This is a genomic window from Hymenobacter lutimineralis (assembly GCF_008271285.1).
Classification (GTDB): Bacteria; Bacteroidota; Bacteroidia; order Cytophagales; family Hymenobacteraceae; genus Hymenobacter; species Hymenobacter lutimineralis.
In genome coordinates this window covers 182,232-203,302 of record NZ_VTHL01000004.1, presented here as the reverse complement: position 1 = coordinate 203,302, position 21,071 = coordinate 182,232, and the positions used below count along the sequence as shown (strand labels likewise).

Sequence of the window (21,071 nt, the reverse complement as noted above, 5' to 3'; positions counted from 1 at the left end):
TTCGGAAAAGCGGGCCGGCTGTTAATACGGGGACACTATTCCTCGTCGCGGCCGTGTACCTGGGCGGGTGGGGAAGTAGCTTCAACCGCTGTGAAGGCCTCCAGAATACGGTAGGTGTGCGACGAGCCTTTGGGCACCACCCAGGAGTTGCCGGGCTCCAGCAGCACCATCTGGCCTTCGATGTGCAGCTCGGCGCGGCCCTGAATAACGTAGCCAACGGTTTCGTAGGGCCGGGCGCTGGGCTCTTTGGCTTCGGCGGGTTGCTCATTCTCCCACAGGCGCATAGCTACATGCACGCCCGAGGCCAGGTATTTTTCGCCTTCTGCCCCGTGCGGGGAGTGCGCCGAATCGATTTTGGTGATGGTGGTATCAGCCATGAGAAAAGGGTAAGAGAAACAAATAGATAAGTACTACCCGGCTTAACGCAGGCAACCGGCCCTCGGTTGTGGGCGGAGCTGCGGCTCCCGGCGCACACAAACCTTCCGCCGGGCTGCAGGTTGATGTCAATTGCCTGCGTATGTTTGGCCTTTCGCCTAACTAAGTTCTGCTCGTGTCGTCTTCTGTCTCAACTGCCGCTTTTGTGCGTACGCTCACGCACGCTCACCAACAGGCCACCATGCCGCTGCCGGGGGCAGCCTGGTGTCGGCTGAGTGAGCAGCTGTTGGGGCTGTTGTTTCCAGAGCGGATTGAGCGGCCTTTCTCCACCGAAGATGCCGTGGCCGCCACCCTACTCCAATTGGAGGCCGACATGCGCGTGCTGCTGCTGGCCCTGCCGCTGACGGAGCGCCCCGCCGAGGTAGCGGCCCGGTTTTTTGCCGCCCTGCCCCAGGTGCGGGAGTTGCTGCTGCTCGATGCCGCCGCCATTGCCGCCGCCGACCCCGCGGCCCACGGCGTGACAGAAGTAATTCGCACCTACCCGGGTTTCTACGCCATTGCCCTGCACCGCCTGGCCCACACGCTTTACCAGCTGCAGGTGCCGCAGCTGCCCCGCATCATCAGTGAGTACGCCCATACCCAGACCGGCATCGATATTCACCCCGGCGCTCTGATCGGGCCTTCTTTCTGCATCGACCACGGCACGGGCATCGTCATTGGGGAAACAGCCGTAATTGGGGCCCACGTGAAGGTGTTTCAGGGTGTCACGCTGGGAGCCCTCAGCGTAGCCAAGCACCTGCAGGGCATCAAGCGCCATCCCACCATCGAAGCCAACGTGGTGATTTACGCCGGGGCCACCATTCTGGGTGGCAGCACGGTAGTGGGCAGCCACAGCATCATTGGCGGAAATGTGTGGCTCACGGAAAGCGTGCCTTCCCACTCCCGCGTCTACCACCGGGCCCAGATTCACGTGACGCGCAGCGAAGACCCCAACGCCGACCTGACGTTCTCCATCTGATCGGTCTGGCTACGCGTTGGTATAAGGTCCTTCACTGCGGTATCTTCTCGGCCAGTTCGTAGCTTACTGCTTCCTCCTTCAACTCTTACGTTTCCAACTCCTCAGTTTCATGAAAGCTAATTCCATTCTCGACACTATTGGCAACACGCCGTTACTACGCCTGAACCGGTTATTTTCCCAGCGCCCGGATGTGGAAGTCTGGCTGAAGCTGGAGCGGGCCAACCCCGGGGGCAGCATCAAGGACCGCATTGCCCTGAGCATGATTGAGCAGGCCGAGAAAGACGGGCTGCTCACCCCGGATTCGCTGATTGTAGAGCCCACCTCCGGCAATACGGGCGTGGGCCTGGCCATGGTAGCGGCCGTGAAAGGCTATAAAATCACGCTCGTCATGCCCGAGAGCATGAGCATCGAGCGGCGCCGCCTGATGGCCGCCTACGGGGCCAATCTGGAGCTTACGCCCCGCGAGAAAGGCATGAAGGGCGCCATTGAGCGGGCCCACGAGCTGGTGCGCGAAACGCCCGGGGCCTGGCTGCCCATGCAGTTTGAAAACCCGGCCAACATCCAGGTGCACATCAAGGAAACATCCGAGGAGATTCTGCGCGATGCTCCCGAGGGCTTCGACTTCTACATCACCGGCGTGGGCACGGGCGGGCACCTGACGGGTGTGGCTGAGGTGCTGAAGCCGAAATTTCCTAACCTGAAAGTGTTTGCCGTGGAGCCCGAACTCTCGCCCGTAATCAGCGGCGGCGCCCCGGGCCCGCACCCCATTCAGGGCATTGGCGCCGGCTTCATCCCCGAGAACCTGCACCGCGACGTGCTCGACGGGACTATCCAGGTGAGCCAGCAGGAAGCGTTTGACATGGCCCGCCGGGCCGCCCGGGAAGAAGGCCTGTTCGTGGGCGTATCGTCCGGGGCCTCGCTGGCGGCCGTAGCCAAAAAGCTCGACGAGGTGCCCCAGGGCGGCCGCGTGCTCACCTTCTGCTACGATACGGGTGAGCGGTACCTCTCCGTGGATGGCCTGTTCGTGTAGCTGAAGCACCTCGGCTGCCACTAATTGCGTGCCCCTGAATTTGCTGTACGGCTTTCGTAGAGCAAATTCGGGGGCACGGTTTTATAAGGGGCACTTCCGCCCAAGCTGCGGCCGGACGTAGCATCCGTCAACCCGGGCAACCATAATCCGGGGCACGGCCCAAGCGTGGCGCACTGTTTGCAGTTCCGGTAACCTGCCACCGAGTAGCTGTGCAACTTGTGCTTCTGCTCCGCGTCTTACTAGTACCTTAAAGCTTGGCCCGGTTGTGCTGCATGGCAGCCATCTGGCAGTAGCCCCGGGCATCTTCTGGATCTGTACTTACTTACTCTCCTGCGCATACTATGGCGTCGTTTCGTTCTTCGTTAGGCTTCTTCTCGGCCCTGTTGCCGGGCTTTTTAGTAGTACTGCCCGGCAGCTTTGCGCCCCCGGCTACCTCCGGCGACGTGCCGCCCCAGAAAAAGGAGGTGCAGGTGGGCATCGTCACGCAGGGCCTGAGCGTGGCCCACGTGCAGCCTGAGCAGCTCAACGACGCTTTTTCCCAGCGCGTATTCAAGCTCTACCTCGAACACCTCGACGGCAGCAAGCGGTTTTTGCTGCAGCCTGATATAGCTCAGCTCAAGCGGTACGAGACGGGCATCGATGACGAAATCAAGCAGGGCAAGCACGAGTTTCTGGATCTGAGTACCCAGCTCATCAACCAGCGGGTACTGGAGGCCCAGAGCATTTACCGGGAGCTGCTGCAGCAGCCCTTCGAGTTCACGGCCCAGGAAACCTTCGAAACCGACCCCGACAAAGTACCCTATGCCGCCGATGCCGCGGCCCGGCGGGAGCGGTGGCGCCGCCTGCTCAAGTACCAAACCATGCTGCGCCTCTCGGAGCTGATGGATGAGCAAAGCCGCCAGCAAACCAAGTCGCTGGCATCGGCCAAGGCCAAACCTTCCGGCGCCACGCTATCGGCCCCGGTGCGCACGCCGGCTCAGCTGGAAGCCGATGCGCGCAAGCAGGTGCTCAAATACTACGATGAGTGGTTCAGTGACCTGCGCCAGACCGACGAAAACGACCGGCTCAACGAGTTCACCAACTCCATTGCCAACACCTTCGACCCGCACTCGGAGTATTTCGCCCCGAAAGACAAAACCAACTTCGACCTGGCCCTCACCGGCCGGCTGGAAGGCACCGGGGCCCAGCTCAGCGAGAAAGACGGCCAGATTGTAGTGGCGGCTATTGTGCCCGGCTCCGCGTCCTACCGCCAGGGCGAGCTGAAGGTGGGCGACATTATCCAGCGCGTGGGGCAGGGCGCCGCAGAGCCGGTAGCGGTGGAAGGCCTGCGCATGGACAAGGTAGTACAGCTGGTGCGAGGCCCCAAAGGCACCGAAGTGCGCCTCACCGTGAAAAAGCCCGATGCCAGCGTGAAGGTTATTTCCATCATCCGCGACGTGGTGGTGCTGGAAGAAACCTACGCCCAGTCGGCCCTCATCAACCAGGGCGGGAAGAAAATCGGCTACATCATGCTGCCCAGCTTCTACGCCGATTTCAACAACAACGGGGGGCGCAACTCGGCCCAGGACGTGCGCCAGGAGCTGGAAAAGCTGAAGAAAGCCGGGGCCCAGGCCGTGGTGCTGGATTTGCGCTTCAACGGCGGCGGTTCCTTGCCTGATGCCGTGGAAATGGCCGGTCTGTTTATGGCCAGCGGCCCCATGGTGCAGGTGAAAAGCCGCCAGGGCCGGGCCGAGCTTATCAAAGACCCCGACCCGCAAGTGCAGTACGACGGCCCCTTGGCAGTGCTGGTGAACAAATACAGCGCCTCGGCCTCCGAGATTCTGGCGGGTGCCATCCAGGACTACAAGCGCGGAGTTATTCTCGGCAATACAACCTACGGCAAAGGCACGGTGCAGCGCATCTTCGACCTCGACAACATGCTCAATGCCGAGTTCAACAAGCTCAAGCCCTTCGGCTCCCTCAAGCTCACCATCCAGAAGTACTACCGGGTGAATGGCTCCTCCACGCAGTTTAAGGGCGTCACGCCCGATATTATGGTGCCCGACGCCTACAGCGCCCTGGCCGATGGAGAACAGGATACGGACTTCCCGCTGCCCTGGGACGAAATTGCGCCAGCTGCCTACCAGCCCTGGTCTTCGGTGCCGCCCGTAGCCAAATTGGCAGCAGCCAGCCAGCAGCGCGTAGCCGCCAATCCATCGTTCAAGCTGCTCACCGAGGCGGTGCAAACCATGGCCCAGCGCCAAAAAACTACCCAGGTTTCGTTGAACCTGGCTGCGTACCGGACCGAGCTGCAGGCGGGCCAGGCTACCAACGAAAAGCTCAAGCAGCTGCAGCAGCAGGCGCCTACGCTCGAAGTAAGTGCCGTGGCAACTGCCACCCCCGCCGATAGTACGCTCAGCAGCCGTACGGCCCGCTTTCTGAAGCCGCTGCGTAAAGACCTTACCCTGCAGGAAGCCGTAGCTGTGCTCCAGGACGAGCTGTAGTCAGACCAGTAGCCTCGCTACCCAAAAAGCCGGTTCGTGCGCGTAGCACGAACCGGCTTTTTCGTAGGGCCGATGCTCGCTTGGGCTATTGAGCCGGCCCAAAGGCTTAAGAGGCCACGGTGGCCAGCTCGCGGGGCGCTTTGGCAAAGTAGCGCCGGTAAAACCACTGCCCCAGCCGGATGGAGGGCTGCTCCAGCACGTGGTAGCCCACCCAGGCTACGCCGAAAAACAACAAGAAAGTGGCCCCCACGCCCAGTAACAGGCTTAGCTTGCTGGTATTGTCGTAGCTGAAAAATAAAATCAGTTTCCGCATAAAGGGGTGGTGGAACAGGTAGATGCTGTAGCTGTACAAACCCACCCGCGCCAGGGATTTGGCGGCCAGGGCTCCGGCCCACGAGGCCGGGCGCTCCGGCCGGTGCAGGTACCAGTCGATGCAGCAGATGTAAAAAATACCAAAGAAAATGCGTCCGTACAGGGGCGAGAGGGGCGTCATCTTCATCAGGGAGAGCAGCACGGCCGCCAGCAGCAGGTACACCGGCCGGCCCGTGAACAGGCGCCGCCCGTAATACATCTGCTCCCCCAGGTATGCCCCCAGGCCCCACACCACCCAAGTGTTGAACGGCAGGTTAATCAGTGATACCTCACCGGATAGCACCACCGCCGGCACGCCCACCAGCGTGACGGTCCCAAGCCGCCATAGCGTACGCTTAAGCCCCCATTGGCTACGCATCCACAGAAAAGCCGGGTAGAGCAGGTAGAGTTGGGCCTCCAGGGCCAGCGACCAGAACGAAGGGTTGATGGAGATAATAGTGGACGGAAATAAGTTGTGGGTGAGGGTAAGATGCGTCAGAAAGCTGAACGCGCCCCCGCTGCCCACCGCTAAGCTGAAAAACAGTAGGGCCACCAGATACGGTGGATAAATACGCCAGAAGCGCTTATTGAAAAAAGCTGGCCAGCTGAACGCACTACCGCTTTTCAGATACCCCCGGTGCAGCAAAAAACCAGACAGTACCAGAAATAGGGTGGTGCCTTGACCCGTCGATAGCGGTGTGAGGGTGAGTAGGATGCGTTTTAAGGGATATTGGCTGAAATTGTAGACCACCATGTACGGTTTGTAGTCATAGATTTCGAAGGCGCCGAAAACGCTGTAGATGGCGTGGTAGCAGAAAACCAGCAGAATAGCCAGGCCGCGTAGTATGTTAATCCGCTGGACTTGGGTTGAATGCATCTCGGAGTTGTTGATAACGAGCAAAGGGAAGTGAGACCGGGCCCTAAGGCACACCCCGAAAGCAGCCAACGGAAGACGCGCCGACGAGGCCAGCTCAAACAGTTCCCGAATAAATAGGATTCTGCGTCAGCAAAAAAGCCCGACAACGACAACTGGTCCGGGGTAGCTCCAAGATAAGCTACAGCGCACCTGCCCGGTAGCGGCAGCAGGATGAGTTATGCCCCACGGGTAGTCATGCCTACTGCAGAAGCTCGGCCAGACGAATTCGTGCCCGAACCTTGTCCGTTGGCCGTCCCATGCGGGGTTAAGGGCGCGGGTGCTGCTGTACTATTATCCCACTGTATCCTCCACCTCATCCCCGTCGTCTACCATCACCCGGGCCAGCTTCTCGATGTTGAGGCTGCGGGCGGAGGCATCGAAGATTTCGCGGTAGGTGCCGCGCCGGTCGTAGAGCTGCTCGTGGGTGCCGCTTTCCACCATACGGCCCTGCTTCATCACGTAGATGCAGTCGGCATCCACAATCTGGGCCAGGGAGTGGGAGATAATGACCACCGTGCGGCCCTGCTTGATGGCCTCCAGGGAGTTCTTAATTTGCTCGGTGGCAATGGCGTCCAGGGAGGCCGTGGGCTCGTCGAGGAAGATGATGGGCGGGTTTTTCAGGAACAGCCGGGCAATGGCAATGCGCTGCTGCTGCCCGCCGGACAGCTGCTGAGCGTCGCTCTGGTAGCCTTTAGGAAGCTCCAAGATCTGCTCGTGCAAATACGCTTGCCGGGCGGCGGCTTTGATCTGGTCCAGAGTAGCGTCCATCACGCCGTAGCGGATGTTTTCCTCGATGGTGCCCTTGAAAATGTGGTTTTTCTGGAGCACCAGCCCAATCTGCTGGCGCAGGGCGTGGGTGTTGTAGTCGGCCAGGGGCTGGCCGTCGAGCAGCATCTTGCCGCGGTCGGGGGCGTAGAACTTGCAGAGTAGGTTGATGATGGTGCTCTTGCCGGCCCCGCTCAGGCCCACCAGCGCGGTAGTTTTGCCGGCCTCAATGGTCAGGCACACATCGTGCAGGGCCTGGGTGCCACTGGGGTAGGTGAAGTCCACATGGCAGATGTCGAAAGTGCCCTGCAGGTGGTCGGGCAGCAGCTGGCCGGTGGGTTCTACCGCGTCGTTTGCGTCGAGAATGTCGAAGAAGCCCTCGGAGTAGGTGAGGGCGTCGTTCATCTCGTCATAGATGCGGTGCAGCTGCCGGATGGGCGCCGACACGTTGTTGAACAGCAGAATGTGGAACATGATGGCCCCGATGCTGATCTGCCGGTCGAGCACCAGGTAGGCTGTGAGGATGATGATGAGCACCACGCCAATCTGCTCGGTAAACGTCTTGAGGCCGTCGTAGAGGAAGTTGGTCTTGCGGGTCTGCAGCTGGGCTTCCTGCAGGTTCTGCTGCACCTGGGCCTGCTTCTGCTCCTCGTAGTCTTCGCGCACGAAGCTCTTGATGACTACGGCCGAGTCGATGAGGTTCACGAGGCCCTGGCTGCGGGCTTCGCGCAGGCCACGCAGGGCGCGGCGGGTGCCGTTCAGCTTGTCGGCCTGGCGGTAGCTCAGCCAGAAATACACCGGCAGCACCGCCACGGCCACCAACCCTACATACACGTTGGCCATGAACATAATCACCAGGGCCACGATGGAGTTGGCGAACAGCGGCAGGATGTCGATAAAGAAATTCTGCACCAGCTTCATCAGGCTTTCCACGCCCCGGTCGATGCGGGTCTGAAGCTTGCCGGTCTGGTTGCCGCTGTCGGAGTAGAAGCCCAGCTCGTAGCTGAGCACCTTGTGCACCGCGTCGCGCACGAGGGTACTGGACACGTTGATGCGGATTTTCTCCCCGTAGAACTTCTGCCCAAACTGGATGCCGGTGTTGATGATTTCCTTGCCCAGCAGCAGCGCAGTTACAATGAGCAGCAAATCGGCACCCTGGGTGAGGCCCTTGTTCTGGTTGAGCAGGCCCTGCACGGTATCCACGGTGTAGCGCAGCACAAACGGATTCACCTGCGCCGCCAACGAGCCCACCAGCGTGAGCAGCAGCGTAGCCAGCACCAGGGCCCGGTACGGCAGCACGTACGGGTACAGACGCTTGATAATTTCCCAGAGACTCATGCAGCAGCGGCTAGTGTGGTGGTAGCCGGTTAGACGAGCGGGGCAGGGGCGGGGTTTAGGCTTGCAGCTTTTTCACAAGTCCACTCAATGAGGGGGGCTGCCTAAGCCAGCTATTTTTCGGACGTTGTTTGAAATCGGGTTTCGAAGGGGGTGGGTGATTGGTAGCCCGACCGGAGCGGGCACCATGGAGTTGCTAACGCTTGCATGGGAGCCCAGGCCGCTGCGGCTCACCTGAATAAAGCAGAAAGCAGTCTGCTATCCGTTCTACCCACGTAGGAAGCCCTTCTAAAAGAAAGCCCCTCCTACGTGGGTAGGAAGGGCTTTCTTGCGTTGAAGTTCGGCGGGAACTAGGGATTCACATGCTTAAGCTTCCGGCGACGACGCTCCTGGGCCTGCTTTACGCGGCGGTGCAGAGCCTCACGGGCGGTTTCAGTATGCTCAGCAGTGGCCGGGGTGCTTTCGGCTTTGATGGTCTTGGTCGACATATAAAAGAAAGTTAAGGTCTGCTCAAAGATACCCTTATCCGGCACATAGTGGCGCATTCTTCTTCCACGAACTAGTTACGCCCCCGGCCAATCATTCTTTATGAGGTGCTGGCGTAGGTCTTCGGGACAAACGATGCGGCGTCAAGATGGGCCTATGCAGAAAAGCTTTTCGTGACTTTGGGGGTACCCTTGTTGGCCCTGCAATTACATATCCTGCAAAGTGCTCATGATTGAATCATTCCCTTGCTTACATCTCGATGCGCCCATCCGTTCTTCTTTCGGCTTGCTCGTGAAAAGAGACAGACGCTGATTCGGACAAATTATTCCTATTAATTTATTCCTTCTATGCTTACTGCTCACGATTCGGGTTGGCAACTTTGTATTCCACTTTCCGCCGGTAGGGCTGGCTTAGTAGGTAGCGGAGGATGAACTTGGTTTTCCCCTTTGCCCGGGCCAGTTACGGTCTATGCGCAGCGCAAGCATATTCCTGGCGCTTCCTGGAACCACCGTCGCTAACCCTGGTGACGTGCGGTGAACAGTCTCGGCAGTTGACGACGAAGGCCGGTGGTACCGTGGAGTTAGTAACCCGATGCATGGCGCGGCAGTTGGCTGCTAAGGCGCCGGGGCCAGCAAGCTGAGGGCAGCACACATTACCTCGCAAGTCAGGCCAGTAGCAGGTCGGGAGCCTCGGTCAGCTGGTAGTGCAGCGCCCGGCAGGCGGCCTGTTGCCCAACATCAGCCGCCCCAGTCAGCACCAGGCGGTGCGTAACCGGGGCAGCAAGCTCATACAAACGCTGCAGCACGGCAGCGGCCGTTAGTTCAGGTTATAGACGTGAGAGCGTAGAACTTCCCGGGCAATGGCCAGGTTCGTATCGCGGGAGTTTACGACCAGGTAAATAAACTTCGAGCCGTTGTCGGCCAGCTTAATCAGGTGCGTCTGGTTCGTGAGCGAAATCAGAATATCCTCTATTTTCTCGCTGCCAAGCTTGAGCGCAGACATTGCTTTCTGCTTCTGTTTCACTACCTCCGTGTTGTAGGCAGCGGCCGTATCGGGGTTGAGTGCCGGCGAGTTGGAGTGTGAAGCCAGGCTCATGCCGGAATTGGCATCAACCACGGCCACGGCTACCAGGCCAGGCAGGTCGCCGATAATACCTTCTACGGTCCGACCGGCGGGGGAATTGTTAGAGTATGCCATGCGTGACAGGAAAATAAAAAAGGATGTAAAACAGTAGAAAAGGGGAAAGCTGAAAAGGATGATGTCGGCAATGCCTTGCCTGCTAGGCTAGCAGCCTGCGCGCTTCATGGCCATGCGCAGCACTTCGCGGGCCAGGGCCAGGGACAATTCATCGGCCTTCACGGCCAGATACACAAACCACTCGCCTTTGCGGGCTACGCGCAACAGGTGCAGGTGTCGCCGCATGGGGATCAGCATATCGGTAAGCTGTTCGGGCCGGCCGGGCCAGGCCTGCAGGGCCAGCTGCTGCTGCCGCACGGTCGTGGCATGGTGCTCGGCTACCCATTCGGCGGCCGGCGCCCTGGGCCGGCAGTAGCTGGCCAAACACTTCCCGCTAGCCACATCGATGGCGGCTACTACCCGCAACCCGGGCAGTTCCGCTTTGATAAGCTGGATAACTTTTTCCGGCTGGCTGGTCGCGGCTGACACGAGCGGGAGCGGGGCCAAACGGTGCGCCGCGCGGGGCCGTTTGGGGGGTAGCGAACTGTCAGAACTGGCGCCCGTCATGCTGTTGTCGGCTGGGGAAAGGAGAGGCAACGGACAGCTGCCCGTTGCCTGCTCAGTGAGCATTCATAGTCCACACGCCTGGTGTGGCAGCAGCAGGGCCCAAGGGTGAGGCAAGCGCCCCGGTCACCGCCGGAGGCCGGCACAGTGCCTGGGCAAGACCGGGCGGCCGACCGGGCTGGTCTTAGTTCAGCAAGCCCGACTCTTGGCGGCACACATCGCGGGCAATAGCCAGGTTGGTGTCGCGGGAATTGACCACCAGGTAGATGAACTTTTTTCCGTCGTCGGACAGGTTAATCAAGTGAATCTGGTTGGAGAGCGAAATCAGGATGTCGTCAATCTTTTCGTTGCCGAGCTTAAGGGCGGACATTGCCTTCTGCTTCTGCTTCACAACTTCGGTGTTGTAGGCTGCGGCGGTTTCGGGGTTCAGGCTGGGGGAGTTGGAGTGCGAAGCCAGGGCCATGCCGGAGTTGGCATCAACCACGGCTACGGCCATAAGGCTTGGCAGCGAGTTGATGATGTTTTGAACACACTGGCCAGCGGGGGAGGAGGTAGAGTAAGCCATGATACTGTTGGGAAAAAGGGTTGGAAAAGTTTAGGTGAACTAATCGGGTTGGCGGGGCGGTAAAACAAAACCGTTGACTTTGTCAGGTAGTCCCCCGCTGCGCCGCCGACAATACAAGGGTAAGGGTGGCGGCGAAATGAAGCATTGGGTTTTTGCTGAACCAACACGTATTTAAAGCGAGTGAACAGCTTTTTGAAGGGAGTGAAAAAGCCCTCCCCGTCCCTTCGCCAAATTTGACGCCGTTCGCAGGTCGGTACCGACGCATCCGGTGCTATTTTGGCCAGGAATTTCAGTTGGCCGCGCCTGGCCCGGTGCCAAGTCTTGGCCCGCTATTTCGCTTCTCCAAGCTTCCCCATGCCATCCGACCGCGATACTCTTCCTGCTACCGAGGCCTCGGCCCGCATCGCCGAACTGGAAGGTGCACTGCGGGAAGCCAGCGCCCGGGCCGCAGTGGCCGAACGTCGGCTGGCCAGCCTAGCCGATGTCGCCGGCCCTGGCCTGTTGCTGCTGAACCCGGACGGGACTATTCACCACGTCAACGAGGCGCTGTGCCTTTTGCTGGCCCTGCCGGAGCCGACGGAGCACTGGGCGGGTAAACCCGCCGACATCCTGTTCGCCCGCCTGCGTCACCTGGCGCTCGAGCCGGCGCAGCCAGCTCGCCTCCTGGCAGCGTTGCGCACCGGTCAGCAGCCCGCGCCCAGCAACTCTATCCCCCTGCGTGACGGCCGCTTGCTGACGCAGGACTACACGCCGCTGCCCGCTCCTGCTGGCAGCGCCCGCGCCGAGCTGCTAAGCTTCCGCTTACTGCTACCCTCGCCCCCAGCAGCTCCGGCAGCCGGGGCCCCCGGTCAGTCATTTTCCAATGACTTGGTGCAGTACCTGCCAGCTCCCGTAGTCATTCACTCCGCGGCCGGGGTACTTCTTTCCTGCAATCAGGCGTTTGCCCTCCTGCTTCAGCTGCCCCCCGATCAGCTGATCGGGCACTCACTCTCCGCGTTTATGCCGGCTGCGGGCCTGGAGCTTGTCCTGCCTGCCTACTTAGCCCAGGTGGCCGCACGGCCGGCCGCGGCAGGCGTACTGCCCCTGCTACCGCGCGATGGGCAGCCGCGTGAGCTACTCTACCAGGCGCAGCGTATTGGACCGGCAGATCCGGCGGCCGACGTGCTGCTCTGCGGGCTCGACATCACCGAGCGGGCTCAGGCCGAGGCAGAGCTGCGACGCGCTAAAGACAAAGCAGAAGCGTCGGGCAAGGCCAAAGAAGCTTTTTTGGCCAACCTCAGCCACGAAATCCGTACCCCCATGAACGGGGTGCTGGGCATGGCCAGGCAACTAAGCAAAACCCGCCTCAACGAGGATCAGCAGGAGCTGCTGCGCATCATTCAGACTTCCGGGGAGCATTTGCTCTCCGTCCTCAACGAGGTGCTCGACATGACGAAAATCAGCTCGGCGCGCCTGGAGCTGGAACAAGTACCGTTTGATTTGCGCGCCTCCGTAGAAGAGGCCTTGCGCCCCCTGGCCGTGCAGGCCCGCGAGAAAGGCCTGGCATTTCACGCGGCGCTGCTGGAGCATAGCGGCCCACTGCCGCGCGTAGTAGGCGACGCCTACCGCCTCAATCAGGTCCTGATCAACCTAACGTCTAACGCCATCAAGTTTACGCCGCCCGAGGGCAGCATCTCGGTGGGAGGGTTTCTAGTGTCGCGCACCGACACCCACCTGACGGTGTTGTTTCGGCTTACCGACACGGGCATTGGCATTGCCGCCGATAAGCTGGACTTCATCTTCGAGGACTTTGCCCAGGCCGGCGTCGATACTGCCCGGCGCTACGGCGGCACCGGCCTGGGGCTAGGCATTGCCCGCGCCCTGGTCGAGCAGATGGGGGGCGCGCTCACCGTGGAGAGTCAGCTAGGCAGCGGCAGCACGTTCTCCTTCACCGTGACGTTGCCCTGCGCGGTCGGGGCCGAAGCGGTGACCCGCCGGGACCCGCCGCTGGATACCAGCGCGCTGCGTGGCCGGCGGGTGCTCGTGGCCGAGGACAATGCCATCAACCGGGAGGTGGTCCGCCGGCTGCTCGAAAGCTGGGGCGTGGTAGTAGACGAAGCGGCTGATGGTCCCGCCGCACTTGCCCTGCACGCTGCCCGCTCCTACGATGCCATCCTGATGGATATACAGATGCCAGGCCTGAGCGGCGTAGAAGTTACCGCTGCGTTGCGTCGCCACCCCGATCCGGCGCGGGCGCAGGTGCCCGTCCTGGCGCTTACCGCCAATGCTTTCCGCTCCGACCTGGACCGTTATCTGCAGGCAGGCATCGACGACTGCCTCACCAAGCCCTTTAAAGAAGCGGAGTTCTTTCGCAAGCTGCTGGCGCTTGTGCATCCTGCCGAAGTGCCGCTCTATAATTTGGCCGAGGTGCACGAAATGGCCGATGGCGACGCCGTATTCACAGCGCGCATGGTACGCTCTTTCCTGGAGCACATGCCGCCCATTATGCAGCAGATTCAGACGGCGGCGGCAGCCGGTCAGTGGCCGCAGGTGGCCCGGCTGGTGCATCACATCAAACCCAACTTGGTGCAGTTTGGCGTGGCTGGCCTGGAGCGGGCCTTGCAGCTACTGATGCAAGTGCCCAAACCAGGCGCCAAAGTCCCCGCCGGCCGAGTCGCCGCCGTGCGCCAGTTGGTGCGGCAGGTGGAGCGCGTGCTTGCCAGTCTGCCCGAGGACAGTGAGACCCTGGAAGCCAGCCCCGAAGCTTAGAGAAAATGGTAGATTCACGGTCATTGCGTGCGCAGCCTGGTCATCTCTTCCTACCTGACTGCCGACTACAACGCTTGCAGACGCTGCACAAAATCATCCTGGTAGGGGCGGCTAACGGGCACTTCATGCGCGCCGAGCTTGAGCATATTGTCTACCATTACTTCCACGCGGTGCATGTTGACGATGTAGGAGCGGTGCACACGCACAAAATGCCGGAACGGCAGTCGCTCTTCCATGTTTTTGAGCGTGCCGCCGACAATGTGCTTGCACTTGTCTGTCACCAGTACCACGTAGGTAGACAGCGCCTCAATGAATAACACCTCCTCGAAATTGATGCGCAAAAACTTACCGCTGGTTTTCACGAATAGGTCGGAGCCATTGGACGAAATATCGGCGGGTGCCGATTTAAGAGGCGGCGGCACAATAGCAGCCGTACGCTGCTCGGTTACCCGGGCAATTGCCTGGCAAAAGCGCCCGTACCCAACGGGCTTGACTAAGTAATCAAGGACGCGAAGCTCGAAGGCATCGACGGCAAAACTGGCATGCGTGGTCACCAGGATAACGGCTGGCTTGGGATCAGGTAGCAGCTTGACCAGTTCCAGGCCGCTGAGGTGCGGCATTTCGATGTCGAGCAGCAACACATCGGCCGGACCGGCGGCGTGGAAATAAGCCAGCGCCTCTACCGCGTCGGAAAAAGAAGCCGCCAGCCTCAGCTGATCGTGGCGCTGCACGGAGCGTTCCAGCGTCAGCCGGTTCATCTCATTATCATCGATGATGACACAGGCCAGGGGGTTTGCATCAATAGGGCTCATACATAGAATTATATTTAGCGACTAGCAGCAGGCACTGTTAAGGTCGCTTTTTCTGCTGCTCACTGGTCAGGTAAGGCATACTTAAACAGCTGTAGACAGTTAGAGCCGACCTTAGCCTTTACTTTCAATATCCGGCTTGCGGAGCCGGCAGGTCGCGCACCGGGCGCTTTGGCCCACCACTGGTGAGGCAGTCAGGACGCTTTTGACGCGAAAGTGCGTCTGCTGACCAACGGTTACGGCTACACTGCCGGGCGGCCCGCTGCGGCTAGAAAAAAACAGGAAACGGCGATGCTTGGCCGGACGAGGCTGCAGCGTTGCCTTTTCCGTTTCTGCGCTGGCTTTTAACTCCAGATCAGCATATTCCGTTGCCGCGCTCATATCGGCGACATCTTTCATGACGGTCACCTCCGCTGCGCTCATACCTTTGGGCACCATACCGTTGCTAGTGGGCAAACTGGTGCCGGCCATAGAAGCGCCGGCGAACGGGGCCGCAATGCCGATCATGGCAGTGATCCGCTGCCGCAACTGTTGGTTGCTGCCAGATAAAGGTTAGCGACTTGTTCACCCACGAGGTGGGCTCTGCCACTTCGCCCTCCTGCGTCTTCATTGCGTGCCAGCACGTTACGGTAGCGTGCGCCGGGTCGGCATTGCGGTGCAGGTAGGCGTTGCGGTATATGAGGAGCAGTTCGCCGGTGCATACATCGAAGAGGAGTAGTGGGTTTCATAGGGAAAATGGGGGGATAAAAGGGCAATAATGAGTGGTTTGCGTACTGTTGACTACCCAGGTGAAAGCTGACTTTGTACCAGGTTTACACTTTTTGTATTGTCGAGCTTTAATTATATATTTTACATTTTTTGATTGTTTAAAATAAAATTGCAATAAAATAATAAAAACCATGTAGAGACATGCAAATACATAACTGAGTATGCCTTAACTAACTTGAATAGGCTAATTGCAGTTAATCGTTAGGAATACTGTTTTTTATAAGCATTTGACCTATTCTGCTGCACTCAAGTGTAACAAATATTACCAGAAAAATCACTTAAATAAATGACCGGTGTCATTTATTTAAGTGATTTTTCTTAGTTGTATAGGCAATGTTATTGTATAAAAATATGACTATTTTAATAATTTAATTACGTTTACAAGCGCCGTCAATCTATTAGGATTAATATTTACTATAGAAACAATGTGGTGGCCGGCTACAAGAAAGTAATTCCCTGATTTACGGCTACCCCTCATTCAGATCAAGTAGTATAGGCACAGATAGCGGATGCACTACGGCCGTGGCCCCGGTCGCCTGCTGGGCTATGCAGGTATACTGGTGGGGAGCCTTCGACATAGGACGCTAAACCACGGACAGCCCCATGAGGTAGCGAGAATAACCCGACAGCGCCCCTAAACCGCGCTACGGGGGTGCCAGACCACGGATCTGTTTTCCTGGAAGCATCAGCCCAACAATCGGCCCACTAGACCGGAGAATGAACATCACTCTGGTAGCGGAGGGGCATAGGGCCGAGGAAATGGTTCGTAGATGGCACCCTGGTGAATACCGGGGACAAGGAATTGACGGTGTCCGCTGCTGAACTGGGGACCGGGGAACACACCGTGGAGCTACGGGTGAAAGATGAAACGCCCTTTGTACGCTCTCCTATCATCTTGCCAGACCTCACCAAAACCCGCACCTGGCGCGTGACGGTGTCGCAGCCGCTTTCCTCTCGGGCAGAACTAGCCACAGACAAGGTATCCCTGGCGCAGAACTACCCGAACCCGGTGTATGCGAATACCACCTTTACGTTTAATCTAATAAAACCCGCTGCTGTGCGGCTGACCGTCCATGATCTGGTCGGGCGGGAAGTGGCCACCGTCGTGGCCGGCACCTTTGCGCGCGGCCGTCAGGAAATAAAATGGCAAGCCCTAAACTTACCCGCCGGACTTTACCTGTACCGGTTGCAGGTAGGATCAACAAGCATTACCAAGCGGCTTATCCCTCAACGATAACCAAGCACGGTCAACCCGAGTGAGAAGCGGCAGACAGCCCTGCAGGAGCCGCTTCACGCTTTGCTGGCGTAGCGGGTTGACCAACTGGGCCTAGCCAAGGCGGGCGTGCTACTCGACGGGTTGGAGCTGGCAGTACAAACCCGCTCCCGCTGTTTATAGCCGTATCAGCCTCAGAAAAGAGAAGTCGGCTCCAGGCCGAGCTTGATGCGCTCAACCGCCGCTTCGCCAAAAGCACCGGGAGGCGCGCTTGGCCGTTGCTGCCGCCCGGGCAGGCGGCGGCCCTGCAGTATAGGAGTTTATGTTGTGGTGCCGCCGCAGCTGGAGCCGCTGCCGGCGGTGCAGCCGTAGCAGTGCTGGTTGACTACCACGGCACGGGCGGCCAGGGTGGCGGCGTCGAAGTCGCGGAGGTGGCGCACGGGGCTGGCTACCTTCAGGTCCAGCATCTGGTTGAAGTCGCAGTCGTAAAGAAAACCGTCCCAGCTCACCGAAATGGTGTTGCGGCACATCACGCCGGCGGCGGCCACGGGGTTGAAGGCGTTGACCAGCTTTTCCATGTAGCCCGCGTAGTTGCCCGACTCGATGAGGTAGTCGAGGTAGCGGCTGACGGGAATGTTGGTAATGGCAAAGAGGCTGTTGAACACGATGCCGTGGTCCTTGAAGAGCATGCGCTTGAACTGCTCCTGCAGGCCCTTCTGGCTGCCCGGCAGAAATGCCCCGGCGGGGTTGTACACCAGATTCAGCACCAGGCCCGAGCCTTCCTGCCCGTAGCCCACGGCGTTGAGCATCTTCAGGGCCCGGATGGAGTCCTCGAACACCCCGTCGCCGCGCTGGCTGTCAGTTTTGGCAGCCGTGTAGAAGGGCAGCGAGCTGACCACTTCCACGCCGTGGGCCTTGAAGAACTCCGGCAGGTCGTGGTACTTCTTGTTGGCCACGATAATGGTCAGGTTGCAGCGCACGATGATATGCCGGCCCAGGGCATGAATCTGCTCCACAAACCAGCGGAAATCCGGGTTCATCTCGGGCGCGCCGCCGGTCAGGTCCACCGTCGGAATGTCGGTCTGAGCCAGCGCGTCGAGGCAGAGCTGCATCGTTTCGCGGGTCATGATTTCCTTGCGGTCGGGGCCGGCGTCCACGTGGCAGTGCTTGCACACCTGGTTGCACATCTTGCCCACGTTGATTTGCAGGACGGCCGGGGCCACGGGTATCAGCGGAAACAGGCTGGCCTCCCGCAGCTTCTCGTGAAATGCGGGCAGGTGCAGCGTGTCCACCACTTCCTGGCGCAGCACGGTAAGCTGAAACGCGGGTTCCGCGAGTTGGTGGCCCGTAGCTTTGAGTGACTTCATCGGTTACTGTGCTAATGTGTTGGAATGTGCTGATGTGCTAATGCTATTATGCCAGAGTCATTCATAAACAGGAGACGAACGGTTTTCACCAGCACATGAGCACATTAATCACACCGGCACATTACATGCTGAGCTCTTTGGCCTTGTTCATCATCTGCACGCTATGCACCAGGGCGGCACCGCCCTTGATGGCGGCGGCTACGTGCACGGCTTCCATCATCTGGGCTTCATCGGCGCCTCTCTGCATGGAGTCCACAGTGTAGGCGTCGATGCAGTAGGGGCACTGCACGGCGTGGGCCACGGCCAGGGCAATCAGCGCCTTTTCGCGCTCCGACAGGGCGCCTTCCTTGAACACCTCGCCGTAGTAGTCGAAGAACTTGCGGCCCATTTCGGACTGCCACTCGGTGATGTTGCCGAATTTGGCCAGGTCGGCCGGGTTGTAGTAAGTAGATTTTTCCATGGGAATGTAAATGGGGAGTAAAGCGGGGGCACAGTAAGTACGAGAAGGCGCAGCAAGCAGATTGTCACTCGTACCAGTGGCGGAAGCGGCGAAAGCTGGTGCGCACAAACCAGTCGCCGAGCCGGGGGAAATACGTGTGCACCAGCAGAATCAGCCAGCCCAGGGCCGAAATAACGGTGCGCTGCCGGCGGCGGCGGATGTGGCCGAGGATGATGCCGGCCACCTCGGTCTGCGACTTTTGCCAGCGCGGCGGGCGGTAGGCAATGGGCACGGGTTGCCCGCCGGCGTCGAGCACACGCTTGTCGGGGTCGTTCTGGGTGAAGCCGATGTGGACCACGCCCAGGTGAATGCCGGTGCTGGCCAACTCCAGCCGCAGGGTGTGGGCCAGGTTGCTGAGGGCCGCCTTGCCGGCGCAGTAGGCCGAGCCGCTGGGCATGCCGTTCAGCGCCGAAATCGAGGAAATAAACGTGACGCTGCCCCGCGCCTGGGTCAGCTGCGGCAGGGCGGCCATGAGCGGGTACACCGCGCCGTACACGTTGCTGTCGAGCACCTGCCGGAACACCTCGGGCTGCATGTCCACGAAGTAAGCCCGCTGCGAGATGCAGGCGTTGGCGACGAGGATGTCGAGCCGCCCGAACGCCTGCACGGCCGTTGCCACCAGGCGCTGGCAGCTGGGGTAGTCGGTCACGTCGGCCAGGCAGCTGACCACGGCGTAGCCCGCCGCCTCGAAGGCCTCGCAGGTTTGCCGCAGCCGCTCGGGGTTGCGCCCGTTGAGCACCACCGCCGCGCCCTGCTGGCACAGCTGCCGCGCCGTTTCCCGCCCAATGCCCGATTCGGAGCCCGTCACGATGGCGACCTGCCCGCTGAATGCGCCGGGCCGGGCCGGCGGCGGCGCGGTGCCCAGCACGGGGGCGCGGCCGGGGATGGAAGATGGCGTCGGCTTAGACATAGCGGTGGGCTTTAAACCAGTCGTGGGCCTCGGCTACGGCCTGCGCAATGGGCGTTTGGGGCAAATTCAGCTCGGCCCGCGCCTTGGCTGCGTCGAAGTAGTGGCCGTCGGCCGCCACGGCGACCATGCTCGGGTTCAACCGGCCCGGCCGCCCCATGAGCTGGGCCTTGAGCTGACTGGCGGCGCCGTAGAGCCGGGCCAGGGGCGTCGGGATGGGCCAGCGCGGCGCGGGCACGCCCAGCACCTCGGCTATCAGCCGGAAGGCGGCGCGGTAGCTCAGGTTCTGGTGGCCCAGCACGTAGGATTCGCCCACGCGGCCCTGCGTCAGGGCGTTGACGGCGGCCACGGCCACATCCTGCACGTGCACATAGTTTTTGCCGCCGGCTGGGTAGCCCGGCACCCGGCCGCGCAGCAGCTCCAGCAGCAGGGCGTTGGAGGTGGGCTTGGCGTCGCCGGGGCCGAGCATGAAGGTAGGGTGCACCAGCACCGCCGGCAGCTGCCACTCGCGCACGGCCCGCGTCACCAGCTCGGCGGCGGCCCGCTTGCTGTCCATGTAGTCGAGGCCGTAGCGCTGGCCGGCGAAGGGGCGGGTTTCGTCGCCGGGGCGGGCCAGGGTGCCGAAGCCGAAGACGTTGGCTGTGCCCACGTACACGAAGCGCTGCACCTCGGCCTGCCGGGCCAGCTGCAGCACCGTTTCGGTGCCGCCGTGGTTCACGGCCCACACCGCCGGGTTGCGCGCCGGGTTCACCTGCGCCAGTGCGGCCGCGTGGATGATGCCCCAGCAGCCCTCGGCGGCGCCGGCCACGGTGGCGGGCCGGCAGATGTCACCCAGCACGCACTCGACTTCGGTGGGAAACTCCGGCTCCCCCACGGCCCCGGTCAGCGGGCGGCGCAGCAGGGCGCGCACGGCGTAGCCCTGGTGCAGGAGCTGCTGCACGAGGTGGCGGCCCAGAAAGCCGCCGGCACCGGTGACGAGTACGCGCCGTGTCATCATCAGCGGTAGTTGAGCAGGGCCTTGTAGGTGCGGGCAATGCGCGGCGGCGGCATCTTCAAAAAGAACATGGAAAAGGCCGTCAGATTGGCCAGCTGTACCCGCAGCCAGCCGTTGGTTTCGTACTTGCGGGCCGACACCACCACGTCCTGGGGCACCACCAGAAACGCGGCGACCTGCCGGATGCGCCGGATCATGTCGAAATCCTCCATGATGCAGTAGTGCTCATCGAAGCCGCCGAGCTGCTCGAACAGCGCGCGGGTGATAAACATGGTCTGGTCGCCGCCACGGCTCATCAGACCCTGGAAGCGGGTGCCGTAGCTGTTGATGCGCAGCAGCGGGTGCCGCGAATCGAAGCGGAAGCGGTAGCAGCCGGCCGGGTACCCGTCGCGCACGGCCCTCCGGATAGTGGTGACGTAGCCCGGATGCACCCGCACGTCGGCGTGCACGAAGTACAGCAGCTCGCCGGCGGCGTGCCGGGCGCCGTGGTTCATCTGGGAGGCGCGGCCGGGCTTCGGCGCCAGCAGCACCGTGGCCCCGGCGCGGCGGGCGGCCTCGGCCGTGCCGTCGGGGCTGCCGGCGTCGACGACAATAATTTCCACGTCGTGGCCCGGGTCGTGGCGGCGCAGCTCCTGCACCAGCCGGCCGATGTTATCGACTTCGTTATAAGTAGGAATGATGACGCTGATATTCATAGCGGGG

Annotated in this window: 20 protein-coding genes; 5 read left to right on the top strand and 15 right to left on the bottom strand. The window is 60.8% G+C overall.

Annotated elements, in window-relative coordinates:
• Positions 1-35: 35 nt before the first annotated feature.
• Positions 36-377 (bottom strand): cupin domain-containing protein, encoded by a 342-nt coding sequence (locus tag FY528_RS06390; protein WP_149070151.1) that lies wholly within the window; start codon positions 375-377, stop codon positions 36-38.
• A 173-nt stretch (positions 378-550) separates the two neighbouring features.
• On the opposite strand from FY528_RS06390, the gene FY528_RS06385 reads away from it, so the two are divergent.
• The 3 genes from FY528_RS06385 to FY528_RS06375 all read left to right on the top strand — a co-directional run bounded on the left by FY528_RS06385 (position 551) and on the right by FY528_RS06375 (position 4,906).
• Positions 551-1,393: a serine O-acetyltransferase gene (locus tag FY528_RS06385; protein WP_262383927.1), complete on the top strand. Its 843-nt coding sequence runs from the start codon at positions 551-553 to the stop codon at positions 1,391-1,393.
• A gap of 109 nt (positions 1,394-1,502) precedes the next feature.
• A complete protein-coding gene (gene cysK, locus FY528_RS06380) occupies positions 1,503-2,423 on the top strand; it encodes a cysteine synthase A (protein WP_149070150.1) in 921 nt (306 codons plus the stop codon).
• Positions 2,424-2,764: 341 nt separating this feature from the next.
• Positions 2,765-4,906, top strand: coding sequence for a carboxy terminal-processing peptidase (locus FY528_RS06375; RefSeq protein ID WP_149070149.1), 2,142 nt, complete (start codon positions 2,765-2,767; stop codon positions 4,904-4,906).
• 106 nt (positions 4,907-5,012) lie between these two features.
• Here the strand turns inward: FY528_RS06375 and FY528_RS06370 are convergent, their stop codons facing one another.
• The 7 genes from FY528_RS06370 to FY528_RS06350 all read right to left on the bottom strand — a co-directional run bounded on the left by FY528_RS06370 (position 5,013) and on the right by FY528_RS06350 (position 11,064).
• Complete coding sequence (locus FY528_RS06370; RefSeq protein WP_149070148.1) at positions 5,013-6,134, bottom strand: acyltransferase family protein; 1,122 nt, start codon at positions 6,132-6,134, stop codon at positions 5,013-5,015.
• Between the two features lie 330 nt (positions 6,135-6,464).
• Positions 6,465-8,276, bottom strand: coding sequence for an ABC transporter ATP-binding protein (locus tag FY528_RS06365; protein WP_149070147.1), 1,812 nt, complete (start codon positions 8,274-8,276; stop codon positions 6,465-6,467).
• Between the two features lie 347 nt (positions 8,277-8,623).
• A complete protein-coding gene (locus FY528_RS21195) occupies positions 8,624-8,761 on the bottom strand; it encodes a hypothetical protein (RefSeq protein WP_168682486.1) in 138 nt (45 codons plus the stop codon).
• Between the two features lie 662 nt (positions 8,762-9,423).
• On the bottom strand, positions 9,424-9,564 hold the full coding sequence (locus FY528_RS21190) for a hypothetical protein (protein ID WP_168682487.1): 141 nt from the start codon (positions 9,562-9,564) through the stop codon (positions 9,424-9,426).
• Positions 9,565-9,575: 11 nt separating this feature from the next.
• The gene (locus FY528_RS06360) at positions 9,576-9,956 is read right to left on the bottom strand and encodes a hypothetical protein (protein ID WP_149070146.1); all 381 of its coding nucleotides are present in this window, start codon (positions 9,954-9,956) and stop codon (positions 9,576-9,578) included.
• An 87-nt stretch (positions 9,957-10,043) separates the two neighbouring features.
• The gene (locus FY528_RS06355; protein ID WP_149070145.1) at positions 10,044-10,424 is read right to left on the bottom strand and encodes a hypothetical protein; all 381 of its coding nucleotides are present in this window, start codon (positions 10,422-10,424) and stop codon (positions 10,044-10,046) included.
• 259 nt (positions 10,425-10,683) lie between these two features.
• A complete protein-coding gene (locus tag FY528_RS06350) occupies positions 10,684-11,064 on the bottom strand; it encodes a hypothetical protein (RefSeq protein ID WP_149070144.1) in 381 nt (126 codons plus the stop codon).
• Between the two features lie 354 nt (positions 11,065-11,418).
• Between FY528_RS06350 and FY528_RS06345 the strand changes: the two genes are divergently transcribed.
• Positions 11,419-13,812 (top strand): hybrid sensor histidine kinase/response regulator, encoded by a 2,394-nt coding sequence (locus tag FY528_RS06345; protein WP_149070143.1) that lies wholly within the window; start codon positions 11,419-11,421, stop codon positions 13,810-13,812.
• A gap of 65 nt (positions 13,813-13,877) precedes the next feature.
• On the opposite strand, the gene FY528_RS06340 is transcribed toward FY528_RS06345, so the two are convergent.
• Complete coding sequence (locus tag FY528_RS06340) at positions 13,878-14,624, bottom strand: LytR/AlgR family response regulator transcription factor (protein WP_149070142.1); 747 nt, start codon at positions 14,622-14,624, stop codon at positions 13,878-13,880.
• A gap of 111 nt (positions 14,625-14,735) precedes the next feature.
• Positions 14,736-15,128, bottom strand: a complete 393-nt coding sequence (locus FY528_RS06335) for a hypothetical protein (protein WP_149070141.1) — start codon at positions 15,126-15,128, stop codon at positions 14,736-14,738.
• A gap of 1,042 nt (positions 15,129-16,170) precedes the next feature.
• Here FY528_RS06335 and FY528_RS06330 point away from each other — a divergent pair.
• Entirely contained in the window at positions 16,171-16,626 is a 456-nt protein-coding gene (locus FY528_RS06330) for a T9SS type A sorting domain-containing protein (RefSeq protein ID WP_187632028.1), read from the top strand.
• A gap of 296 nt (positions 16,627-16,922) precedes the next feature.
• On the opposite strand, the gene arsS is transcribed toward FY528_RS06330, so the two are convergent.
• From arsS to FY528_RS06305, 5 genes are all read right to left on the bottom strand, one after another.
• Positions 16,923-17,969: an arsenosugar biosynthesis radical SAM (seleno)protein ArsS gene (gene arsS, locus FY528_RS06325; protein WP_149070139.1), complete on the bottom strand. Its 1,047-nt coding sequence runs from the start codon at positions 17,967-17,969 to the stop codon at positions 16,923-16,925.
• A 121-nt stretch (positions 17,970-18,090) separates the two neighbouring features.
• Positions 18,091-18,429, bottom strand: a complete 339-nt coding sequence (locus FY528_RS06320; RefSeq protein WP_149070138.1) for an arsenosugar biosynthesis-associated peroxidase-like protein — start codon at positions 18,427-18,429, stop codon at positions 18,091-18,093.
• A gap of 64 nt (positions 18,430-18,493) precedes the next feature.
• On the bottom strand, positions 18,494-19,378 hold the full coding sequence (locus FY528_RS06315) for an SDR family oxidoreductase (RefSeq protein ID WP_149070137.1): 885 nt from the start codon (positions 19,376-19,378) through the stop codon (positions 18,494-18,496).
• Complete coding sequence (locus FY528_RS06310) at positions 19,371-20,372, bottom strand: NAD-dependent epimerase/dehydratase family protein (RefSeq protein WP_308418670.1); 1,002 nt, start codon at positions 20,370-20,372, stop codon at positions 19,371-19,373. The genes FY528_RS06315 and FY528_RS06310 overlap by 8 nt, the downstream gene beginning before the upstream one ends.
• A complete protein-coding gene (locus FY528_RS06305) occupies positions 20,372-21,064 on the bottom strand; it encodes a TIGR04283 family arsenosugar biosynthesis glycosyltransferase (protein WP_149070136.1) in 693 nt (230 codons plus the stop codon). The genes FY528_RS06310 and FY528_RS06305 overlap by 1 nt, the downstream gene beginning before the upstream one ends.
• Positions 21,065-21,071 lie beyond the last annotated feature (7 nt).

Excerpts from the sequence above, each read along its gene's own strand:
- FY528_RS06390 (WP_149070151.1), bottom strand. The coding sequence starts at position 377 with ATGGCTGATACCACCATCACCAAAATCGATTCGGCGCACTCCCCGCAC.
- cysK (WP_149070150.1), top strand. The coding sequence starts at position 1,503 with ATGAAAGCTAATTCCATTCTCGACACTATTGGCAACACGCCGTTACTA.
- FY528_RS06375 (WP_149070149.1), top strand. The coding sequence starts at position 2,765 with ATGGCGTCGTTTCGTTCTTCGTTAGGCTTCTTCTCGGCCCTGTTGCCG.
- FY528_RS06370 (WP_149070148.1), bottom strand. The coding sequence starts at position 6,134 with ATGCATTCAACCCAAGTCCAGCGGATTAACATACTACGCGGCCTGGCT.
- FY528_RS06365 (WP_149070147.1), bottom strand. The coding sequence starts at position 8,276 with ATGAGTCTCTGGGAAATTATCAAGCGTCTGTACCCGTACGTGCTGCCG.
- FY528_RS21195 (WP_168682486.1), bottom strand. The coding sequence starts at position 8,761 with ATGTCGACCAAGACCATCAAAGCCGAAAGCACCCCGGCCACTGCTGAG.
- FY528_RS06360 (WP_149070146.1), bottom strand. The coding sequence starts at position 9,956 with ATGGCATACTCTAACAATTCCCCCGCCGGTCGGACCGTAGAAGGTATT.
- FY528_RS06350 (WP_149070144.1), bottom strand. The coding sequence starts at position 11,064 with ATGGCTTACTCTACCTCCTCCCCCGCTGGCCAGTGTGTTCAAAACATC.
- FY528_RS06345 (WP_149070143.1), top strand. The coding sequence starts at position 11,419 with ATGCCATCCGACCGCGATACTCTTCCTGCTACCGAGGCCTCGGCCCGC.
- FY528_RS06340 (WP_149070142.1), bottom strand. The coding sequence starts at position 14,624 with ATGAGCCCTATTGATGCAAACCCCCTGGCCTGTGTCATCATCGATGAT.
- FY528_RS06335 (WP_149070141.1), bottom strand. The coding sequence starts at position 15,128 with ATGATCGGCATTGCGGCCCCGTTCGCCGGCGCTTCTATGGCCGGCACC.
- arsS (WP_149070139.1), bottom strand. The coding sequence starts at position 17,969 with ATGAAGTCACTCAAAGCTACGGGCCACCAACTCGCGGAACCCGCGTTT.
- FY528_RS06320 (WP_149070138.1), bottom strand. The coding sequence starts at position 18,429 with ATGGAAAAATCTACTTACTACAACCCGGCCGACCTGGCCAAATTCGGC.
- FY528_RS06315 (WP_149070137.1), bottom strand. The coding sequence starts at position 19,378 with ATGTCTAAGCCGACGCCATCTTCCATCCCCGGCCGCGCCCCCGTGCTG.
- FY528_RS06310 (WP_308418670.1), bottom strand. The coding sequence starts at position 20,372 with ATGATGACACGGCGCGTACTCGTCACCGGTGCCGGCGGCTTTCTGGGC.
- FY528_RS06305 (WP_149070136.1), bottom strand. The coding sequence starts at position 21,064 with ATGAATATCAGCGTCATCATTCCTACTTATAACGAAGTCGATAACATC.